The organism is Novosphingobium sp. (genome assembly GCF_030696665.1).
GTDB lineage: Bacteria > Pseudomonadota > Alphaproteobacteria > Sphingomonadales > Sphingomonadaceae > Novosphingobium.
Map to the genome: position 1 here is coordinate 55,811 of NZ_JAUYRV010000046.1, position 17,729 is coordinate 73,539.

10 protein-coding genes and 1 tRNA gene are annotated in these 17,729 nt (G+C 62.2%); 9 read left to right on the plus strand and 2 right to left on the minus strand.

From position 1 onward, the window contains the following. The first annotated feature begins 6 nt into the window (after positions 1 to 6). The 4 genes from Q8R81_RS13170 to Q8R81_RS13185 all read left to right on the plus strand — a co-directional run bounded on the left by Q8R81_RS13170 (position 7) and on the right by Q8R81_RS13185 (position 11,903). A complete protein-coding gene (locus tag Q8R81_RS13170) occupies positions 7 to 1,290 on the plus strand; it encodes a pyruvate dehydrogenase complex dihydrolipoamide acetyltransferase (protein WP_305618534.1) in 1,284 nt (427 codons plus the stop codon). A gap of 82 nt (positions 1,291 to 1,372) precedes the next feature. Continuing rightward, complete coding sequence (lpdA, locus tag Q8R81_RS13175; RefSeq protein WP_305618536.1) at positions 1,373 to 2,785, plus strand: dihydrolipoyl dehydrogenase; 1,413 nt, start codon at positions 1,373 to 1,375, stop codon at positions 2,783 to 2,785. Between the two features lie 181 nt (positions 2,786 to 2,966). Next, positions 2,967 to 6,020, plus strand: a complete 3,054-nt coding sequence (locus Q8R81_RS13180) for an adenylate/guanylate cyclase domain-containing protein (protein ID WP_305618537.1) — start codon at positions 2,967 to 2,969, stop codon at positions 6,018 to 6,020. Between the two features lie 270 nt (positions 6,021 to 6,290). Then, complete coding sequence (locus Q8R81_RS13185; protein WP_305618539.1) at positions 6,291 to 11,903, plus strand: Calx-beta domain-containing protein; 5,613 nt, start codon at positions 6,291 to 6,293, stop codon at positions 11,901 to 11,903. Positions 11,904 to 12,136: 233 nt separating this feature from the next. Here the strand turns inward: Q8R81_RS13185 and Q8R81_RS13190 are convergent, their stop codons facing one another. Next, on the minus strand, positions 12,137 to 12,715 hold the full coding sequence (locus tag Q8R81_RS13190; RefSeq protein ID WP_305618541.1) for a hypothetical protein: 579 nt from the start codon (positions 12,713 to 12,715) through the stop codon (positions 12,137 to 12,139). Positions 12,716 to 12,758: 43 nt separating this feature from the next. Further along, positions 12,759 to 12,848, minus strand: a tRNA-Ser gene (locus tag Q8R81_RS13195). 102 nt (positions 12,849 to 12,950) lie between these two features. Here Q8R81_RS13195 and Q8R81_RS13200 point away from each other — a divergent pair. The 5 genes from Q8R81_RS13200 to Q8R81_RS13220 are packed head-to-tail and all read left to right on the plus strand — an operon-like array spanning position 12,951 to position 17,716. Further along, entirely contained in the window at positions 12,951 to 13,997 is a 1,047-nt protein-coding gene (locus tag Q8R81_RS13200; RefSeq protein WP_305618543.1) for a lytic transglycosylase domain-containing protein, read from the plus strand. Next, positions 13,981 to 14,922, plus strand: coding sequence for an RlpA-like double-psi beta-barrel domain-containing protein (locus Q8R81_RS13205; protein WP_305618545.1), 942 nt, complete (start codon positions 13,981 to 13,983; stop codon positions 14,920 to 14,922). Before Q8R81_RS13200 ends, Q8R81_RS13205 begins: the two co-directional genes overlap by 17 nt. 36 nt (positions 14,923 to 14,958) lie before the next feature. Then, positions 14,959 to 16,140 (plus strand): D-alanyl-D-alanine carboxypeptidase family protein, encoded by a 1,182-nt coding sequence (locus Q8R81_RS13210; protein ID WP_305618547.1) that lies wholly within the window; start codon positions 14,959 to 14,961, stop codon positions 16,138 to 16,140. Next, entirely contained in the window at positions 16,137 to 16,763 is a 627-nt protein-coding gene (tmk, locus tag Q8R81_RS13215; protein WP_305618549.1) for a dTMP kinase, read from the plus strand. Before Q8R81_RS13210 ends, tmk begins: the two co-directional genes overlap by 4 nt. Then, positions 16,760 to 17,716, plus strand: coding sequence for a DNA polymerase III subunit delta' (locus Q8R81_RS13220; protein ID WP_305618551.1), 957 nt, complete (start codon positions 16,760 to 16,762; stop codon positions 17,714 to 17,716). The genes tmk and Q8R81_RS13220 overlap by 4 nt, the downstream gene beginning before the upstream one ends. The last annotated feature ends 13 nt before the right edge of the window (positions 17,717 to 17,729 follow it).

The window sequence follows — 17,729 nt, forward strand, 5'->3', positions numbered from 1 at the left end:
ACGCCCATGCCCATCGCGATCAAGATGCCTGCCCTTTCCCCCACGATGGAGGAAGGGACTCTCGCCAAGTGGCTCGTCAAGGTGGGTGACCAAGTCCGCTCGGGCGACATCATGGCCGAGATTGAGACTGACAAGGCCACGATGGAATTTGAAGCAGTCGATGAAGGCACCGTTGTGTCCATCGACGTGTCCGAAGGCAGCGAAGGCGTGAAGGTCGGCACTGTAATCGCGATGATCGCCGGTGACGATGAAGATGCCAGCGCTGCTGCGCCCGCACCAAAGGCGGCCGAGCCTGCTGCAGCGTCCAAGGCTGAAGCTGCTCCGGTTGCAACTCCCGCCGCCACTGCAGCCCCGGTCGCCACTGCGCCCGCGCCCAAAGGTGACCGCGTGATTGCCAGCCCGCTGGCCAAGCGTATTGCCGCAGACAAGGGTATTGATCTTGCCGCCGTTGCCGGTTCCGGCCCCAACGGTCGTATCGTTCGCGCCGACGTCGAAGGTGCCAAGCCTGCCGCAGCTGCACCGGTGCTCGCAGCAACCGCTGCCGCTCCGCAAGCCACTCAGACATCCGCTCCCGCCGCGGCAGCAGTGCCGGACTTCGGCATCCCGTTTGAATCGCAGAAGCTCAACAACGTCCGCAAGACCATCGCCCGCCGCCTGACCGAGGCAAAGCAGACAATCCCCCACATCTACCTCACGGTCGACATTCAGCTTGATGCCCTGCTCAAGCTGCGCAGCCAGCTCAACAAGGCGCTGGAACCGCAGGGCGTCAAGCTGTCAGTCAACGACCTGATCATCAAGGCGCTGGCCAAGGCGCTGGTGCAGGTGCCCAAGTGCAACGTCAGCTTCGCAGGCGATGAACTGCGCAGCTTTACCCGCGCCGACATTTCGGTTGCAGTTGCTGCACCTTCAGGCCTGATCACGCCGATCATCGTCGATGCGGGAAGCAAAGCGATTTCAGCCGTCGCCACAGAAATGAAGGTGCTGGCGAACAAGGCGCGCGAGGGCAAGCTGCAGCCGCACGAATTCCAAGGCGGCACAGCGTCGCTCTCCAACCTTGGCATGTTCGGCATCAAGAACTTCGATGCGGTGATCAACCCGCCGCAAGGCATGATCATGGCTGTCGGCGCGGGCGAACAGCGGCCTTATGTCATCGACGGCGCGCTTGGCATCGCCACGATCATGTCGGCCACCGGCAGCTTCGATCATCGCGCGATTGACGGCGCAGACGGCGCTGAACTGATGCAGGCGTTCAAGGCCCTGATCGAGAACCCGCTTGGTCTGGTCGCCTGATTGCCTGACTAATCTGCGAGCGGCCACGCGCCGCTCGCTACGCTAGACGATTGGCCTGACGAGGGCCTGAAGGAGCATTTGCGTGGCTGATCAATACGACGTCATCATTCTGGGTTCCGGCCCCGGCGGCTATGTCGCGGCGATCCGCTGCGCACAGCTTGGCCTCAAGACCGCGATTGTCGAGCGCGAAAACCTTGGCGGGATCTGCCTTAACTGGGGCTGCATCCCCACCAAGGCGCTGCTGCGGTCGGCCGAAGTGCTGAACCACATGAAGCACGCGGCGTCGTTCGGCCTTGCCGCCGACAACATTCGGGCTGATCTGGACGCTGTGGTGAAGCGCTCGCGCGGGGTGGCCAAGCAGCTCAATCAGGGCGTCACCCACCTGATGAAGAAGAACAAGATTGCCGTCCACATGGGCAACGGCGTTCTGAAAAGCGCGACCAGCGTTGAAGTGACCGGAGACAAGGGCACCGAAACGATCTCGGCCAAGCACGTCATTGTTGCCACCGGTGCCCGCGCCCGTGATCTGCCCTTTGCCAAGGCCGATGGCGAGCGCGTGTGGACCTATCGCCATGCCATGACACCCAAGGTCATGCCTACCAAGCTGCTGGTCATCGGGTCTGGTGCCATCGGCATCGAATTCGCCAGCTTTTACAACGACATGGGTGCCGAAGTTACGGTCGTTGAGATGATGGACCGCGTTGTGCCGGTTGAGGATGCCGACGTTTCCGCATTCCTCGAAAAAGCGCTGACCAAGCAGGGCATGAAGATCATGACCGGCGCGGGCGTTGAAAGCCTTGCCGTCTCGGCTTCGGGCGTAAAGGCCAAGATCAAGGGCAAGGATGGTAAGGTCGCAGAGGGCGACTACAGCCACGTGATCGTTGCTGTGGGCATTGCGCCCAACACCGAGAATATCGGCCTCGAAGCGCTGGGCGTGAAGGCCGAGCGCGGGATCATTGCCATCGATGGCTATGGCCGCACCAACGTCAAGGGCCTATGGGCCATCGGCGACGTGACGCCCGGGCCGTGGCTGGCCCACAAGGCGAGCCACGAAGGCGTGATTGCCGCCGAGGCTATCGCGGCGGAACTTGGCAACAAGGACGTTCATCCCCACCCGATGGACCGCGCCAACATCCCCGGCTGCACCTATTGCCATCCCCAGATCGCCAGTGTCGGCCTGACCGAGGCGAAGGCGAAGGAGGCGGGCTACACCGTGAAGGCCGGCACGTTCCCCTTCATTGGCAACGGCAAGGCGATTGCGCTGGGTGAGCCTGAGGGCTTTGTGAAGACCGTGTTCGACGCAAATACCGGCGAACTTCTGGGCGCGCATATGATCGGGGCCGAAGTGACCGAGATGATTCAGGGCTATGTGATCGGCAAGACGCTGGAGACGACTGAGGCGGAACTGATGCACACAGTGTTCCCGCACCCGACGATCAGCGAATCCATGCATGAGAGCGTGCTGGCGGCCTATGGGCGGGCAATCCACATCTGATTTCTGAAATTTTCCCGACAATGTATTGTTGGAAAACGAAATAGCGCGGACGGGGCAACCTGTCCGCGCTTTTGGTTATTGCAGATGCCGCGCATTTTGACTTTGCGGTGTTTATGGATCACTCTGGCTGCGGGATTGACGATTACCTCTTTGCGCAAGTGCGCTTCCTCTGTGGAGGGGTGTGGACGAATTGGGCGGGACCGCACGGTTGGCTGTGGAGACTGGGGGTGCGGAGACTGGGGCAGGAGCGCCACAGTTCCGGGCCGGGCTGACCTATCTCCAACGCGCATTCTTCAGCCTGATGATGGTGGCACTGCTGTGCGCGATCAGCCTGCCATTCTTCCTGAGCCCCACGCAATTGCTGCAGGACGGCGGCGTGAGGCAGGGAATTGCCGATTTTGCGGGTCAGCGGCCTGACCGGGTGCCCATCCGGCTTGAAGGCCAGTGGACGATGGTGTGGCACGATGCGCCATACGCCGGGCGGGCTTTTCCGATTTCGGTGCCGGGCACATGGGCCAGTCAGGCTGGGCCGGATGGCAAGCCATTGCCCGCACAAGCCCGTGCCAGTTACTTTGTGACGCTGCGGAGCCTGCCACCCGGTTCCTACACCCTGCATATCCCGACTGTCTTTGCCGCCAACCGCGTATTGGTGGACGGCAAGGTGGCGAGCACACGCGGCGTAGTGGGGCGCGATGCGGCCAGCACGCGTTATCAGTGGCGATCGACAGATGTTCCGCTGGTGGCAACCGGGGCCAACATCCGGGTGGAGGTGGATGTGGCGAGCTACCTCCACCGGCGTAACGGGATAGAGGCTTCACCGGTGATCGGCACCGTGGAAGCGATGCGCAGTTGGGGCGGGCTGCGCTGGGCGCAGGAAATGCTGTTCCAGGTGGCGCTGACCGTGCTGGGCGCAATCAGTCTGGCCATTTTCCTGTTCCGGCGAAGCGACCGTGTTTCGCTGTTCGTGGCGCTGGGCTGCTTTGGCTTCATCCCTTCGACGATGATGCTGGGGTACGACAACCTGCTGTTGATGTTGGTGCCGGACCTTGGGTTGCGGCCGATGCTGGCGCTGGTGGACCTGTTTGGCACGGCATCGGTGATCTTCGCGCTCGCCTATGCCCACACGCTGTTTCCGGCGGAGAGCCCGAGGCGCATGTTCTGGATATTGACCGGGCTGGTTGGGCTGGTGTGGCTGGTGCAAGCCTTCAACTACACATTTTCGTCAGTCCTGACGACGTCTCAGGTCACCGCTTACAGCTTTCTGGCGCACGCATCTGGGCTGGCCTGGATCATTGTCATCCTGATCCGCGCAGTGTTGAACCGGCGGGACGGGGCCGTGCCGTTTCTGATCGGCATGGGTGCGATGTTTGCCAGCGTGAGCATGATTTCGGTGGTGGCGTTTGGTGTGGCACCCGGCAGCCGCGTGGCGGGGATCGATTACACCGCATTCGGCGTGGTGATCATGCTGTTTTCGCACCTTGTGGTGCTGGCCGAGCGGTGGGCCGTGACGATCAACGCCAGCGAAGTGATGAACGAGGAACTCCGCCAGTTGCTGGAAGTCAGTTCATCGATCAATGGTGAGATGAAGCTGGAAGCGCTGCTGAAGAAAATTGTCGAGGCGACCAGCCGCATCCTGCACACCGAGCGGTCGACGCTTTACCTCTACGATGCCGAGCATGACGAACTGTGGTCGATGGTGGCTGAGGGGGTGGCGCAGAAGGTCATTCGCATTGATGCGGGGACCGGTCTTGCGGGGGCAGCATTCCGGTCTGGTGAAGTTGTGTCGGTAGCCGATGCCTATGCCGATCCGCGCTTCAATCCCGGAGTCGATGTCGAGACAGGGTTTGTGACGCGGGCTGTCTTGTCCATGCCGATTACCACGCGCGATGGGCGCATTATTGGAGTAATGCAGGCGCTGAACCGCGTCGACGGCGGCACCTTTACCACGAATGACGTGGTGCGCATGGCCGCCTTTGCCGCGCAATCTGCCATCGCCATCGAGAATGCGACGCTGTTTGCCGAAGTGGTGGCATCGCGCAATTACAGCGAGAGCATTCTGAATTCGATGTCGGCGGGGGTGGTCACGCTCGACAGTGAGGGGAGGATCAGCAAGATCAATCCAGAAGCCAGGCAGATGCTGCGGTTGAGTGATGATCCGCAAGCGGACTCAGCTGCTGCCGGTGCGCGCTTTGCCGCCGCCAATCCGTGGCTGGCGCAGGAGATCGCCTCGGTGGCGCAGGACGGATCTGTGCGCAACCTGATCGACGTTCACGTGACCGTGAGCGACGGTCAGGACAAGGATGCCAACGTAAGCATCGTGCCGCTGCTGGCAGAAACCGGGCAGGTGGGCACTCTGGTGCTGATTGACGACATATCCGAAGGCAAGCGCATGGCCTCAACGATGCGCCGCTTCATGCCGCAGGAAGTGGTGCAGGAAGTATTCAGCCGGGGCGACGACCTGATCTTTGGATCGGCGATACCGGCCAGCGTGCTGTTTGCCGACATCCGCAGCTTTACCACGCTGGCCGAAACGCTGACCCCGCGCGACACGGTGGACATGCTCAACGAGATTTTCACCGAGCTGTTCGAAGCGGTATCATCGACCAATGGCATGATCGACAAGTACATGGGCGATGCGGTGATGGCTGTTTATGGCGCGCCGCTGCCGCATATTGACGACAGCGCCAACGCGGTGAGCGGGGCAATTGCGATGATCGGTGTAACGCAGCGCCTGAACGAGGCCCGCCGCGCACGCGGACTGGTGCCGCTGCGGTTGGGCATCGGCATTGCCAGCGGCGAAGTTGTCGCCGGGACAATCGGCAGCCCAAAGCGGATGGACTATACCGTGATCGGCGACACGGTGAATCTGGCCGCGCGGTTGCAGGATTCCACCAAGATCTATCGGGTGAATGCTATCGTCTGCGAGGGGACGGCGCGGAAGATCGCGGGCAGATTCCCGTTGCGTGAACTCGATCTGATCCGGGTGCGCGGGCGCAAGCAGCCGACGCGGATTTTTGAGATTGTGGATACCGGCGAACTGAATGCCGAGGGCCTGGCTGATTATGCCGAGGGTGTGCAACTGGTGGCCCAGCGGGATTGGGCGGGTGCAGAGCGTGCCTTTGCCGCCGCCGCGCTGGCCATGCCCGATGATGTGCCATCGGTGCTGATGTTGCAGCGGGTTCGCCATGCGCAAAAAGAATCGCCGCCGGCTGATTGGGACGGAGTCTGGGGTTGAGATCGAGAAAGTTGGTGCAGTGCAGATAAGTAATAACGCGTCGTGCGCCGTTAACTATTTTTCCCCAGCCTTGTTGATTGTTCGAGACTTTACCGTTCTCAGTTTAGAGTTTGAAAACGCAAGAAATTCTGGCTCCTGAAAGCTGAGCCGCGCGCGGAAAGCATACGCCCGAACGCAAGATGGCTTTCACACTCACGTCATTCAGGGCTTCTATGCCGTCATTAATTTGACGCCAGCCACATGCTGGCGCGATTTTCCGGGGACACATAGATGACCAGCCTGACCGCACTCGGCACTGCCTTTACCGAGAACTTCGACAGCCTTGCCAGCACGGGCTCAAGCTCGACACTGCCCACGGGCTGGGCAATTGCCGAAAGTGGAACCAGCGGTACGGTCAACGGTGCATATACCGCCGGAACGGGATTATCCAATACGGGCGATACCTATAGCTTCGGCGCTGCCAGCAGCACTGAGCGGGCACTGGGCACGGTGCAGAGTGGCACGAACATTCCGTCCTTTGGCGCATCCTTCACCAATGACAGCGGCACGGCAATTGCCCAGTTGCAGATCGCCTATGTGGGCGAACAATGGCGTGTGGGTACGGCAAGCCGCACGGATCGGCTCGATTTCCAGATCAGCTTCGATGCCACATCGCTGACTACCGGCACATGGGTGGACGTTGATGCGCTGGATTTCTCCTCGATCCAGGCAGCGGCGACCGGCGCGACCAACGGCAATGACGCTGCGTTCCGCTCGGCGATTTCGACAACATTGGAACTGGCATCGGAAATAGCGCCCGGCGCAACGTTCTGGATTCGCTGGACCGATTTCAATGCTTCGGGATCAGACGACGGCATGGCCGTGGATGACTTTTCGATCACCGGCATTGCGGCCGCGGCCGGGCCGGGCACGTTCTCTGTCGCCGATGCATCGGCCGAGGAAGACAGCGGCACCCTGACCTTTACGGTAACCCGCAGCGGCGGGACCAGCGGCGAAGCAACTGTGGCGTACAGCTTTGCCAATGGCACGGCACAGAACGGCAGCGATTTCAGCGCAGCGGATGGATCGGTCACCTTCGCTGATGGTGAGGCGAGCAAGACGATCACCGTGGCGTTGAGCGCGGACACCGATATCGAGGATGACGAAGCTTTTACCGTAACGCTCACCGAAACGAGCGCCGGAACGATTGGCACGGCTACGGCCACCGGCACGATCATTGGCGACGATGCGCCGCCGCTGCCGCCCACGCTCTCGATTGCAGGCGCGTCGGCCACCGAAGGGAATGAAGGCACAACGGCGATCAGCTTTGTCGTGACGCGCAGCGGCAGCAGCATCGGCGAAGTGGTCGTCAACTACACCGTCGCTTTGGGCACAGCCACAGCGGACGATCTGGCATCGGGCACTGCTCTCACCGGAACGGTCGTGTTTGCTGACGGGCAGACGACTGCCACGGTGACCTTGCAGGTGAACGGCGACACGACAGTCGAAGCAGACGAGATGTTCACCGTTTCCATCAGCAGCACCGATGAAGCTGTGCAGATCGGTACTGGCAGCGCGACGGGCACGATCCTGAACGACGATATCGTGCCCACGCCAATTGCGAACGTCTTCGTAAACGAGATCACTTATGATCCAGCGGGGACCGATAGCGGCGAGACCATCGAGGTTGCGGGCGTTGCCGGGACGGATCTGACCGGCTGGAAGCTGGTGCTCTATAACGGAAACGGCGGCGCGGCCTATGCAGCGACGGGCGGATCGACGGCGGGGATTGCGCTTTCGGGGACGATTGCCGACCAGTCGAACGGTTACGGCACGCTATCGTTTGCCGCGCCGGGGCTGCAGAATGGTGCGCCTGACGGGATTGCGCTGGTCGATGCGCTGGGGCGCGTGGTGCAGTTCATCTCCTATGAAGGCGTGATGACGGCCACGAACGGTCCTGCGGCGGGCATGACCAGCACCAATATCGGGGTCTCGCAGGAAAACGATACCATCGGCAATTCGCTGCAACTGACCGGTGCCGGTTCTGGCTATGCCGATTTTACGTGGACCGCCGGGCAGGCCAGCAATTACAACGCCGTGAACAGCGGGCAGACCTTCCTTTCGGCAGACACGCCGGGCGAAATCCGCGTGGGCGATGTGAGCGTGGCCGAGGGCGACGCGGGGATCACCAATCTGGTGTTCACGGTGCGCCGTGCGGGCGGCGGCGCGCTGGAAGCGACCGTTGACTATGCCATCAACCTTGATGGCACGGCGGATGCGGGCGATCTGGATGCTGGCGCGGTGCTGACCGGCACGGTCACGTTTGCAGCGGGCGTGAGCGTGCAGCAGATCGTCGTGCCGGTGACGGGTGACATTGCGCCGGAAGGCAACGAGACGCTGAGCGTGACGTTGAGCAACGCAGTGAATGCCAGCATTGTCATCGGACAGGCCAGCGGCACGATCACAAACGACGATCCGGTCGAACTGGCGATCTACGACATTCAGGGGCTTGGGCACGATTCCGAATATGTCGGCCAGACGGTCACAACCGACGGTATCGTCACGGCGGTCGACAGCAACGGCTATTACCTGCAGGACGCCAGCGGTGATGGCGACGCGCGCACTTCAGACGCGGTGTTTGTGCTTACCGGAACTGCGCCGACTGTCGCGGTGGGCGATGCGGTAGAGGTGACCGGCACAGTGTCGGAAGCGCTGCCTGGCAACAATGCCCTGAACTTCACGGTGACTCAGATCAGCCAGACGGCGGCGACGGTAGTTTCGAGCGGGAACGCGCTGCCGGTGGCGACGCTGATCGGGACGGGCGGGGTGCTGCCGCCGACGGACGTTTTCGACAACGACGGCTTTGCAACTTACGACCCAGAAAATGACGCGGCCGATTTCTACGAATCGCTCGAGGGCATGCGCGTTACGGTCGATGCGCCGCTGGTGGTGGCCGGGACCAACAGTTTCGGCGAGACCTATGTGGTGGCTTCGGGCGGCGCAGGGGCGACCGGGGTGAACGACAGGGGCAGCATCACGATCTCGGGCAACGCCGACGGGTTCGATGATTACAACCCCGAGCGCATCCAGCTCGACGATGACAGCGGCCTGTTTGCCGGGTTCGTGCCGGGCTACACACAGGGCGATGTGCTTTCGTCCGTCACCGGCATCATGAGCTACAACTTCCAGTCCTACGAACTGCTGGTGACTGAAGCAGTGTCGATCACCACCGATGTCGGCACGCTGGAGCGCGAGACGACGACGCTGACGGGAACCGCGGACCGGTTGACCATCGCCACCTACAACGTCGAGAACCTTGACCCGACCGATGGGGCCGTGAAGTTCAACCTGCTGGCAAGCGACGTGATCTACAACCTTGCCGCACCCGACATTATCGCGTTGCAGGAAATGCAGGATGCGGACGGGGCGGGGACGGGGTCGGACCTTTCGGCCACGGTGACGGCGAACCTGCTGATCAATGCGATCCTGGCCGCGGGCGGGCCGCAGTATGCCTATGTCGAGATCGCGCCGGATACCGCGAACACCACCGGGGGCGAGCCGAACGGCAACATCCGCAACGGCTTCCTCTACCAGGTCAACCGCGTCGACTATGTCGAAGGCAGCGCCGAACTGATCACCGATGCAGCGTTCAGCAACAGCCGCAAGCCACTGGTAGCGAGCTTTACGTTCAACGAACAGACGATCACTGCGATCAACGTCCACTCAACCTCGCGCGGGGGCAGCGATCCGCTGTTCGGCGCGATCCAGCCGCCTGCCAATGCAGGTGAGGGTGCGCGGATTGGGCAGTCGGAAGCGGTTAAGGACTACGTCGACGGGCTGCTGGCGGTGGACGCCGATGCCTATGTTGCGGTGCTGGGCGATTTCAACGCGTTCTACTTCGAGGACTCGGTGGAACTGCTGGAAGCTGGCGGGGTGATGAGCAACCTGCACCGCCAACTGCCCGAGGAGGAGCGCTACAGCTACAGCTTTGGCGGCAATGCGCAGGCGCTCGACAACTTCCTCGTCACACCGGGGCTGCTGGGTGATGTGATGGTCGATGTGGTCCACATCAATTCGGAACAGGCACCGGGCGCAGGCCGCGTGTCTGACCACGATCCGCTCGTCGCCTCGTTCTTCCTGCCCGCGCCCGATCCTTCGCCGGTGGCAGCGGCCGATAGCGTTGCGGTGGATGAGGACGCCACGACGGCCAACCTGTGGACGCAGTTGCTGGGGAACGACACCGATCCCGATGCGGGCGATGTGCTGACGATCAGCGCCGTGGACACCAGCGCGACCCTTGGCAGCGTTGTGTTCGATCCCGAAACGCAAACGCTGCGCTATGTCGCCGATGCCGACAGCTTTGACAGTATCCCGGCGGGTGAGACGGTGACCGACAGCTTCACCTACACGGTGAGCGACGTTGCGGGGAACACCAGCACCGCGACGGTGACGGTAACCGTGACGGGCGTTGACGACGGCGTAACGCTTACCGGCACGAACGTTGCCAATACACTGACCGGCACGGTCGACAGCGACTTGCTGTACGGGCTTGGCGGGAACGACACGTTGATCGGCAACGGCGGCGATGATCTGCTCGATGGCGGCATCGGTAGCGACAGCATGGCGGGGGGCGCTGGTGACGATACCTATTATGTAGACGCGGTCGGCGACACGGTTGTCGAGCTTGACGAAGAAGGCGATGACCGCGTCATAGCCTCGCGCACATGGGTGCTCGGGGCCGGGTCGGCGGTTGAAACCGTTGAGGCGATTGCGGGCAACAAGGGCATCAACCTCACCGGCAACGCTTTCGCCAACGTTCTGATCGGCAATGACGCTGCCAACAGGCTCGATGGCCTGACGGGTGCGGACACGCTGAGCGGCGGCAACGGCAACGACACGTACGTTGTCGATGATGCTGGTGACGTGGTCGACGAGGCCGGGGGCAATGGCGTTGATACGGTCGAAGCATCGGTCAGCTTCACGCTGAATGCAGACCTTGAACGCCTGACGCTCACGCAAGCCGGCCTGACCGGTACGGGCAATGCCTTGGCCAACATCCTCACCGGCAGCGATGGCGCGGATACGATGTTCGGTGAAGCGGGCGCGGACCGGATCTTTGGCAACGCCGGGGACGACGCACTGCACGGCGGCGAAAACAACGACACCATTGAGGGCGGGCACGGCAGCGATCAGATCCACGGCGATGGAGGCAATGACCGGCTGTTCGGCGGTGTGGGTGACGACATGCTCACCGGTGGCGAGGGCAATGATCTGCTGGACGGTGGCGCGGGTGCTGACGGTATGACCGGCGGCAACGGCAACGACATCTACGTGGTTGATGACGCTGCGGATCAGGTCATGGAAGCGGCGGATGAAGGCACCGACACCGTACAGGCGGCACTGTCTGTCTATACGCTGGCCGACAACGTTGAAAAGTTGACCTTTGTCGGCACAGGCGATTTCACCGGAACCGGCAACGACAGCGCCAACACCATCACTGGCGGCAACGGCAACGATACGCTTGCAGGTGCGGGCGGCAACGATATCATCAATGGCGGCGCGGGCGCAGACGTCCTGATCGGCGGCATGGGCGCGGATCGCTTCGTGTTCTCCGGTCTGGACAGCTTCGGTGTTGGCACATTTGACCGCATCGCCGATTTCACCACGTCACAAGGAGATCGCATCCGGCTTGACGCGATTGACGCCGATGCGCTGACAGGCGGCAATCAGGCCTTCACGCTGATCGGCACAGCGGCCTTCAGCGGAAGCGCCGGTGAACTGCGCTATGATGCAATCGGCGCAAATTCGATGGTCTATGGCGATGTTGACGGCGACGGAATTGCCGACTTCCAGTTCCAGGTTGACGGCGTGACGTCATTGGTCTCGGCGAACTTTTTCCTTTAAGCGGAGAGTGACACCGGCATGGTTTGAAACGACCGTGCCGGTTCCGCTGTGGCCTGCGGTTCGCGCGGCCTCCACAAGCTGATGACTCACTAGTTTGAAGGTACCCAGAGGTGCGTTAGGTGCGTTTAGGTGCTATTCGGAAATCGCGTTAAAATCAGCCTCACCGGCATGGCACCGGTGGGCTGCAAGCATTTTGTAGCGAGGGCGCTGTCCCAATTTTGTTTTGGGCGCGATCACTCGAATATGCAGGATCTGACGGGCGACGCGACGGCTTCGAGCGCGGCGTAGTTGGACTTGAACCGGAACCAAGTTCCAAGTGGTTGAAAGCCATCGTTGCCTAGGCTGCCGGTACTGCTGGCAGCCAACTTTACATTTCGCATGATAAGCACCACGCGTCCTGGTTCCAACGCTGCCTCCAAATCGAAACGCATGATCCATCCTGAAAGACCGGTGGTTCTGTCGGTTTGACCTTGCGCCACGAGAAACTGATTCTGGTCATCAACGACCTTAAAGACACTCGCGCCTTGCACCGTGCTCCGATTGTCTTGTCGATAGTAGTTTCCGGTTGCTGGACCGACCCACGACCCTGCGCTGTCCCGCAGTTGTACTTCGTCGTTATGAAGATTGGTTGCGATACAGCGTTTCACTCGAGAGAATTCTACAGGCTTGTCTGTTGCAAAAGACCAGTCGATCTTCTCCACGGTCTTGTTCTTCGCGACGGTCACATTCGCGGGGAAGTTATCCTTTGCATACGCAATGGGCGAAGTTGCCAGCGCAACGCCTGCGAAGACAAATGGAGTAAATTGGCGCATATTTCCCCCAGCGCAGCCACGTCGGCGATATATCGAAATGACATGGCGGACAGGGTGGGATTCGAACCCACGGTGAGCTTCCACCCACGACGGTTTTCAAGACCGTTGCCTTAAACCACTCGGCCACCTGTCCGCGTTCCGTCGGTCTGAGCCAACGAACGGTTCGCCGTTAGCGCTTTCCGCTTCGGACGCAAAGGGGATTCCCATAGTTTATGAACCGTGCGACACGCGGGGAATGGGATTTTTGAAACGGATAGGTGGCCTGCGGGCTGCCGGTGTTGCGGCTCTGGCGCTTTTGGCGGCTGGACCAGCGGTAGGCCAAGTGGATGCCGAGGAGCAAGGTTTTCAAGGATATCTGCAGCTTCTCGCAGCGCGTGGGCGGGCCGAGGGTGTGCGCGAATCAACCATTTCGGTGATGACTCAGGGGCTGACGGTCAACCATCGGGTGATTCAACTGGATCGGGCGCAGCCGGGGTCGTCATCGGGCGTGATTCCTGCGTTTGAGCCATATCGACGCCAGCATGTTGATGCTTCGCGCATCACACGTGGACGGCGGCAATATGCGGCAGCGGCCGGGCAACTTGGCGGGATCGAGCGGCGCTATGGCGTGCCGGGACCAATCATGCTGGCGATCTGGGGGCACGAGACGGACTACGGCGGCTATACCGGGGACTTCGATCTGGCCCGGTCCCTGGCGACGCTGGCCTATGAGGGGCGGCGGCGTGAACTGTTTGCCGACGAGTTCATTGCCGCCATGAAGATGGTGGATCGGGGCGTGCCGCGGTCAAAGCTGGTGGGCAGCTGGGCCGGGGCATTTGGCAATCCGCAGTTTCTGCCGTCGGTCTATCTGCGTGTGGCGGCCGATGGAGATGGTGATGGGTTTGCCGACATCTGGACGAATCGCACCGACACGCTTGCCTCTATCGCCAACTATTTCCGCGATGCCGGGTGGCGCACCGGGCAGCCCTGGGGCGTGGCGGTGGGCGTGCCTGATGGGCTGGACCGTGGTTCGCTGGGCACCACGATGGTCAGCCCGCGTTGCCCGCGCGTGTTTGACAGGCATACCGGTTGGAAAAGCATGGCCGAGTGGCGCGCATTGGGAATCGTCCCGAAATCAGGCGCTTGGCCGGCTGACAATGTCATGGCCAGCCTGCTGGAGCCGGATGGGCGCGGGCGGACTGCTTATCTGCTAACCGGAAATTATAGGGTTATCCTCGATTACAACTGCTCGAACTTTTACGCTCTGTCCGTGGGACTTCTTGCAGATGAGATCAGCCGCTAGCCTGACCGCGATTGCCGCAACCTTGCTTTTGACCGCCTGTGGCGGTGCGAATGCCAAGGATTCCGGGCTTTCCAAAGGCACTTCCGAAGCCGCGATGCGCGGTCCCGCCGGTGATTACCCGATGATTCTGGGGGAGCCTTTCACAGTCGATGGGGTGACATATACCCCTGCCGATACGCTCAACTATGATTCGGTGGGCTATGCTCATGTTGAAAGTGGTGAGGGCGTAAGTGGGTCTCACCGCACGCTGCCGCTGCCAAGCTATGTTGAAGTGACCTCGCTGGACAGCGGGCGAACGATTCTGGTGCGGATGACGGAGCGTGGGCCGATGACAGGGAGCGACCTTGTTACGCTATCGCCCGGGGCGTGGGCACAACTGGGCATGCCTGCGGGATCGCGGCTTCCGGTGCGGGTGCGCCGGGTAAATCCGCCCGAACCTGAACGCGCCTTGCTGCGCGCAGGTACGAATGCTCCGGCGCGGATGGATACGCCACAAGGATTGCTGACGGCGCTGAAGCGCAAGCTGGGCGTGCCAATTGCAACGCCGGCTCCTTTTGCCGCTGCGCCTGTGGCCAAGATTGAACCGAAGGTTTCAGCCAAGGCCGCACCGGTCGCCAAGGCTATTGCAAAGCCTGCCGAAAAGCCTGTTGCTATGGCAAAGGTTGAGCCGAAAATTGCCGAAAAACCCGCACCTGCCCCGGCCCCTGCTGCCGAGGCGTCGGGCCTTTACGTGCAGGCCGGGGCCTATTCCAGCAAGGCGCGGGCCGACGCTGTGGCCAAGGCTATCGGCGGTTCGGCCTCATCGGCAGGCCGCGTGTGGCGCGTGCGCGTGGGGCCGCACAAGTATCGTGGACAAGCCGATGCGGCGCTGGCGAAGGTGCGCGCGGCGGGCTATGCCGATGCCCGGGTCGTGACCGCGCCGTAATCTGAACCGCGCGGGAGGCCCCGATTGTACCGGGGAATGCTCTTGCGCGTTAAGGTCTTGGCGGTTCTGGCGATTGTTGCTGTCGGCATGGTGCCGGTGCAGGCGGCTGCCCCGGTGGTAGATACGCGGGTCAACGTTGCGCCCATGCCTCAGATCGACGCGCCGATTGCGCTTCTGCTGGATGTGGGATCTGGGCGCACGCTTTATGCGCGTGACGTCCATCGCCGTTTCGTGCCCGCATCGATCACCAAGATCATGACCAGTTATGTGGCATTCGATTTGCTGACGAAGGGCAAGTTGCGGCTCGATCAGAGGATCGGAATGCGGCCCGATACATTCCGTGAATGGCACAATGTGGGCAGCACAATGTTCCTGCCCGCCGATGCGCAGCCGACCGTGGCGGAACTGATCGAGGGGATTGTGACCGTTTCGGCCAACGACGCCTGCGTCGTGCTGGCGGAGGGCGCGGTTGGGTCGGTTCCTGCATTCACCAAGCTGATGAACGAGGCGGCGGCGGATCTGGGCATGCGTGACAGCCACTTCAACACGCCGAACGGCTGGATGGACGAAGGCCAGACATATGTCAGCGCCGCCGATCTTGCGACACTCAGCGGCGCGTTGATGACGCGTTTTCCCGAGCTTTACCGCCGGTTTTATGGTCATGCCGAGATGACGTGGGGCGGGATCACGCAGCCCAACCACAATCCGCTTTATGGCGTGGTCGAAGGCGCGGACGGGGTGAAGACCGGGTTCACCAACGAGGCGGGCTATGGCTTTGTCGGCTCGGCTGAGCGCGGCGGGCGCAGGTTGGTGATGGTGCTGGGCGGTTATGACCGGCCCAACTTACGCGCCATCCAATCGCGCGCATTCATCGAGTGGGGATTTGGTGCGTGGGAAGCGCAACCACTGTTTGCCAAAGGCGCGACGGTGGGGGCTGCGGTGGTGCAGGGCGGGGCCGCGCGGGAAGTGCCGCTTCTTGCGCCAAGAGGATTGAGCGTGACGGTGCCGCGTGGTGCCAAGCCGCGCTACACCCTCGCCGTGCGATACAAGGGACCGTTGAAAGCGCCGATTGCCAAGGGTGAGACGGTGGCAAGTCTGCTTGTGCGCATGCAGGGGGAGCCGGTGCATGTGTTGCCGCTGGTTGCGGGTGCGGAGGTGCGGAAGGGCGGCATGGTTGACCGCTTGCGCGACGGCGCTTTGGGTGTCGTGGGCCTGTGAGCGGACGTTTCATTGCGCTGGAAGGCGGGGAAGGCGTCGGCAAATCAACGCAGGGGCGCATGCTTGCCGAGGCGCTGCGGGCGCGGGGAATTGACGTTGTGACGACGCGCGAGCCGGGCGGCACCGCCGGCGCCGAAGCAATTCGTGCGATGCTGCTGTCCACCGAAGGCGATGGTTGGGGCGCGCGTGCGGAGGCGCTGTTGTTTGCAGCGGCACGCGCTGACCACGTCGAGAAGCTGATCCTGCCAGCAGTTGCACGCGGGGCGTGGGTGGTGTGCGATCGTTATGTGGACAGCAGCCGCGCCTATCAGGGCGGTGGCGGTGGGCTTTCAGATAACGATGTGATGACGCTGCATCGCATTGGTAGCGCGGGGCTTTTACCCGACCTCACGGTGCTGCTGGCGGTGCGGCCCGAGGTTTCGGCAGAGCGCCTTGCCTTGCGCGATGGCGGCGCGGCGGATCGGATTGGCGGGCGCGGTGCCGACTATCACGCGCGGGTAGCAGCCGCGTTCCGCGCCTTCGCCGAGGCTGAGCCGGGACGCTTTGCCGTGGTTGACGCCGAAGGTTCGCCAGAGGAAGTGCATGGCCGGGTCATGGCAGAGCTGATGGAACGACAATCGTGATCGGGCATGAGGAACCGTGGCGGGCATGGCGTTCGGCCCTGGCGGGGGACCGGATGCATCACGGATGGCTGCTGGCCGGGCGCGAAGGACTGGGCAAGGCGAGCTTTGCGCGGGCAGCGGCGGCCGAACTGGTGACCGAACCGGGGGTGCCGCAACCGCCGGTGGAAGCGCACCCCGATATCCTCGTGCTGTCACCGCTGCCCGCCAATGATGATGAGGTGAAGAAGCGTGACGAGGGCAAACCCTATCAACTGAAGCGCAGCATATCGGTCGATCAGGTGCGCGGCCTTCAGCGGCGGCTGACGACGCGTCCGACGCTGGGCGCGCGGCGGGCGGTGATTATCGATTCGGCTGATCTGCTGGAGAAAAGCGCGATCAACGCGCTGCTGAAGAGCCTTGAGGAGCCGCCGCAGGGGACGTTTTTTCTGCTGGTCGTCCATGCACTTGGTCGATTGCTGCCAACCGTGCGGTCGCGCTGCCTGATCGTTCGGTTTCATCCACTAAGCGATGCCGACGTCGCGCGGGCGCTGGATGCGGCGGCACCGGAACTGAATGACGAGACACGGCGCGCTGCGCTGGCGGTCTCGGGCGGCTCCCCGGGGGCTGCGCTGGCCTTTGCCGAGCAGGATCTGGGGCGCGCGCAGGCGATTTTCGAAAAGCTGATCGAGCGGGGTGACCGCGATATGAGTCTGCGGGCAGCGCTTTCCGGCGCAATCGGGGCACGGCCTGACCGTGAGCGGATCGGCGCAGCGATTGAGGCTGCACGGATGACCGTAGTGCGAGCGCTGGAGCATGTTGACGACGCCGGAAAGCTGCGTCTGGCTGAAGCCCATGCCAAGTTGGTCAAACTTGCGGGTGACGCGCCAATCTACAACTACGATCCGGCTATGCTGATGTTGGAAATCGGCTCCTTGCTGGCATCGGCTGGGCCGACTAGGGAAGGCGTTCGATAACGACGCGGATTCC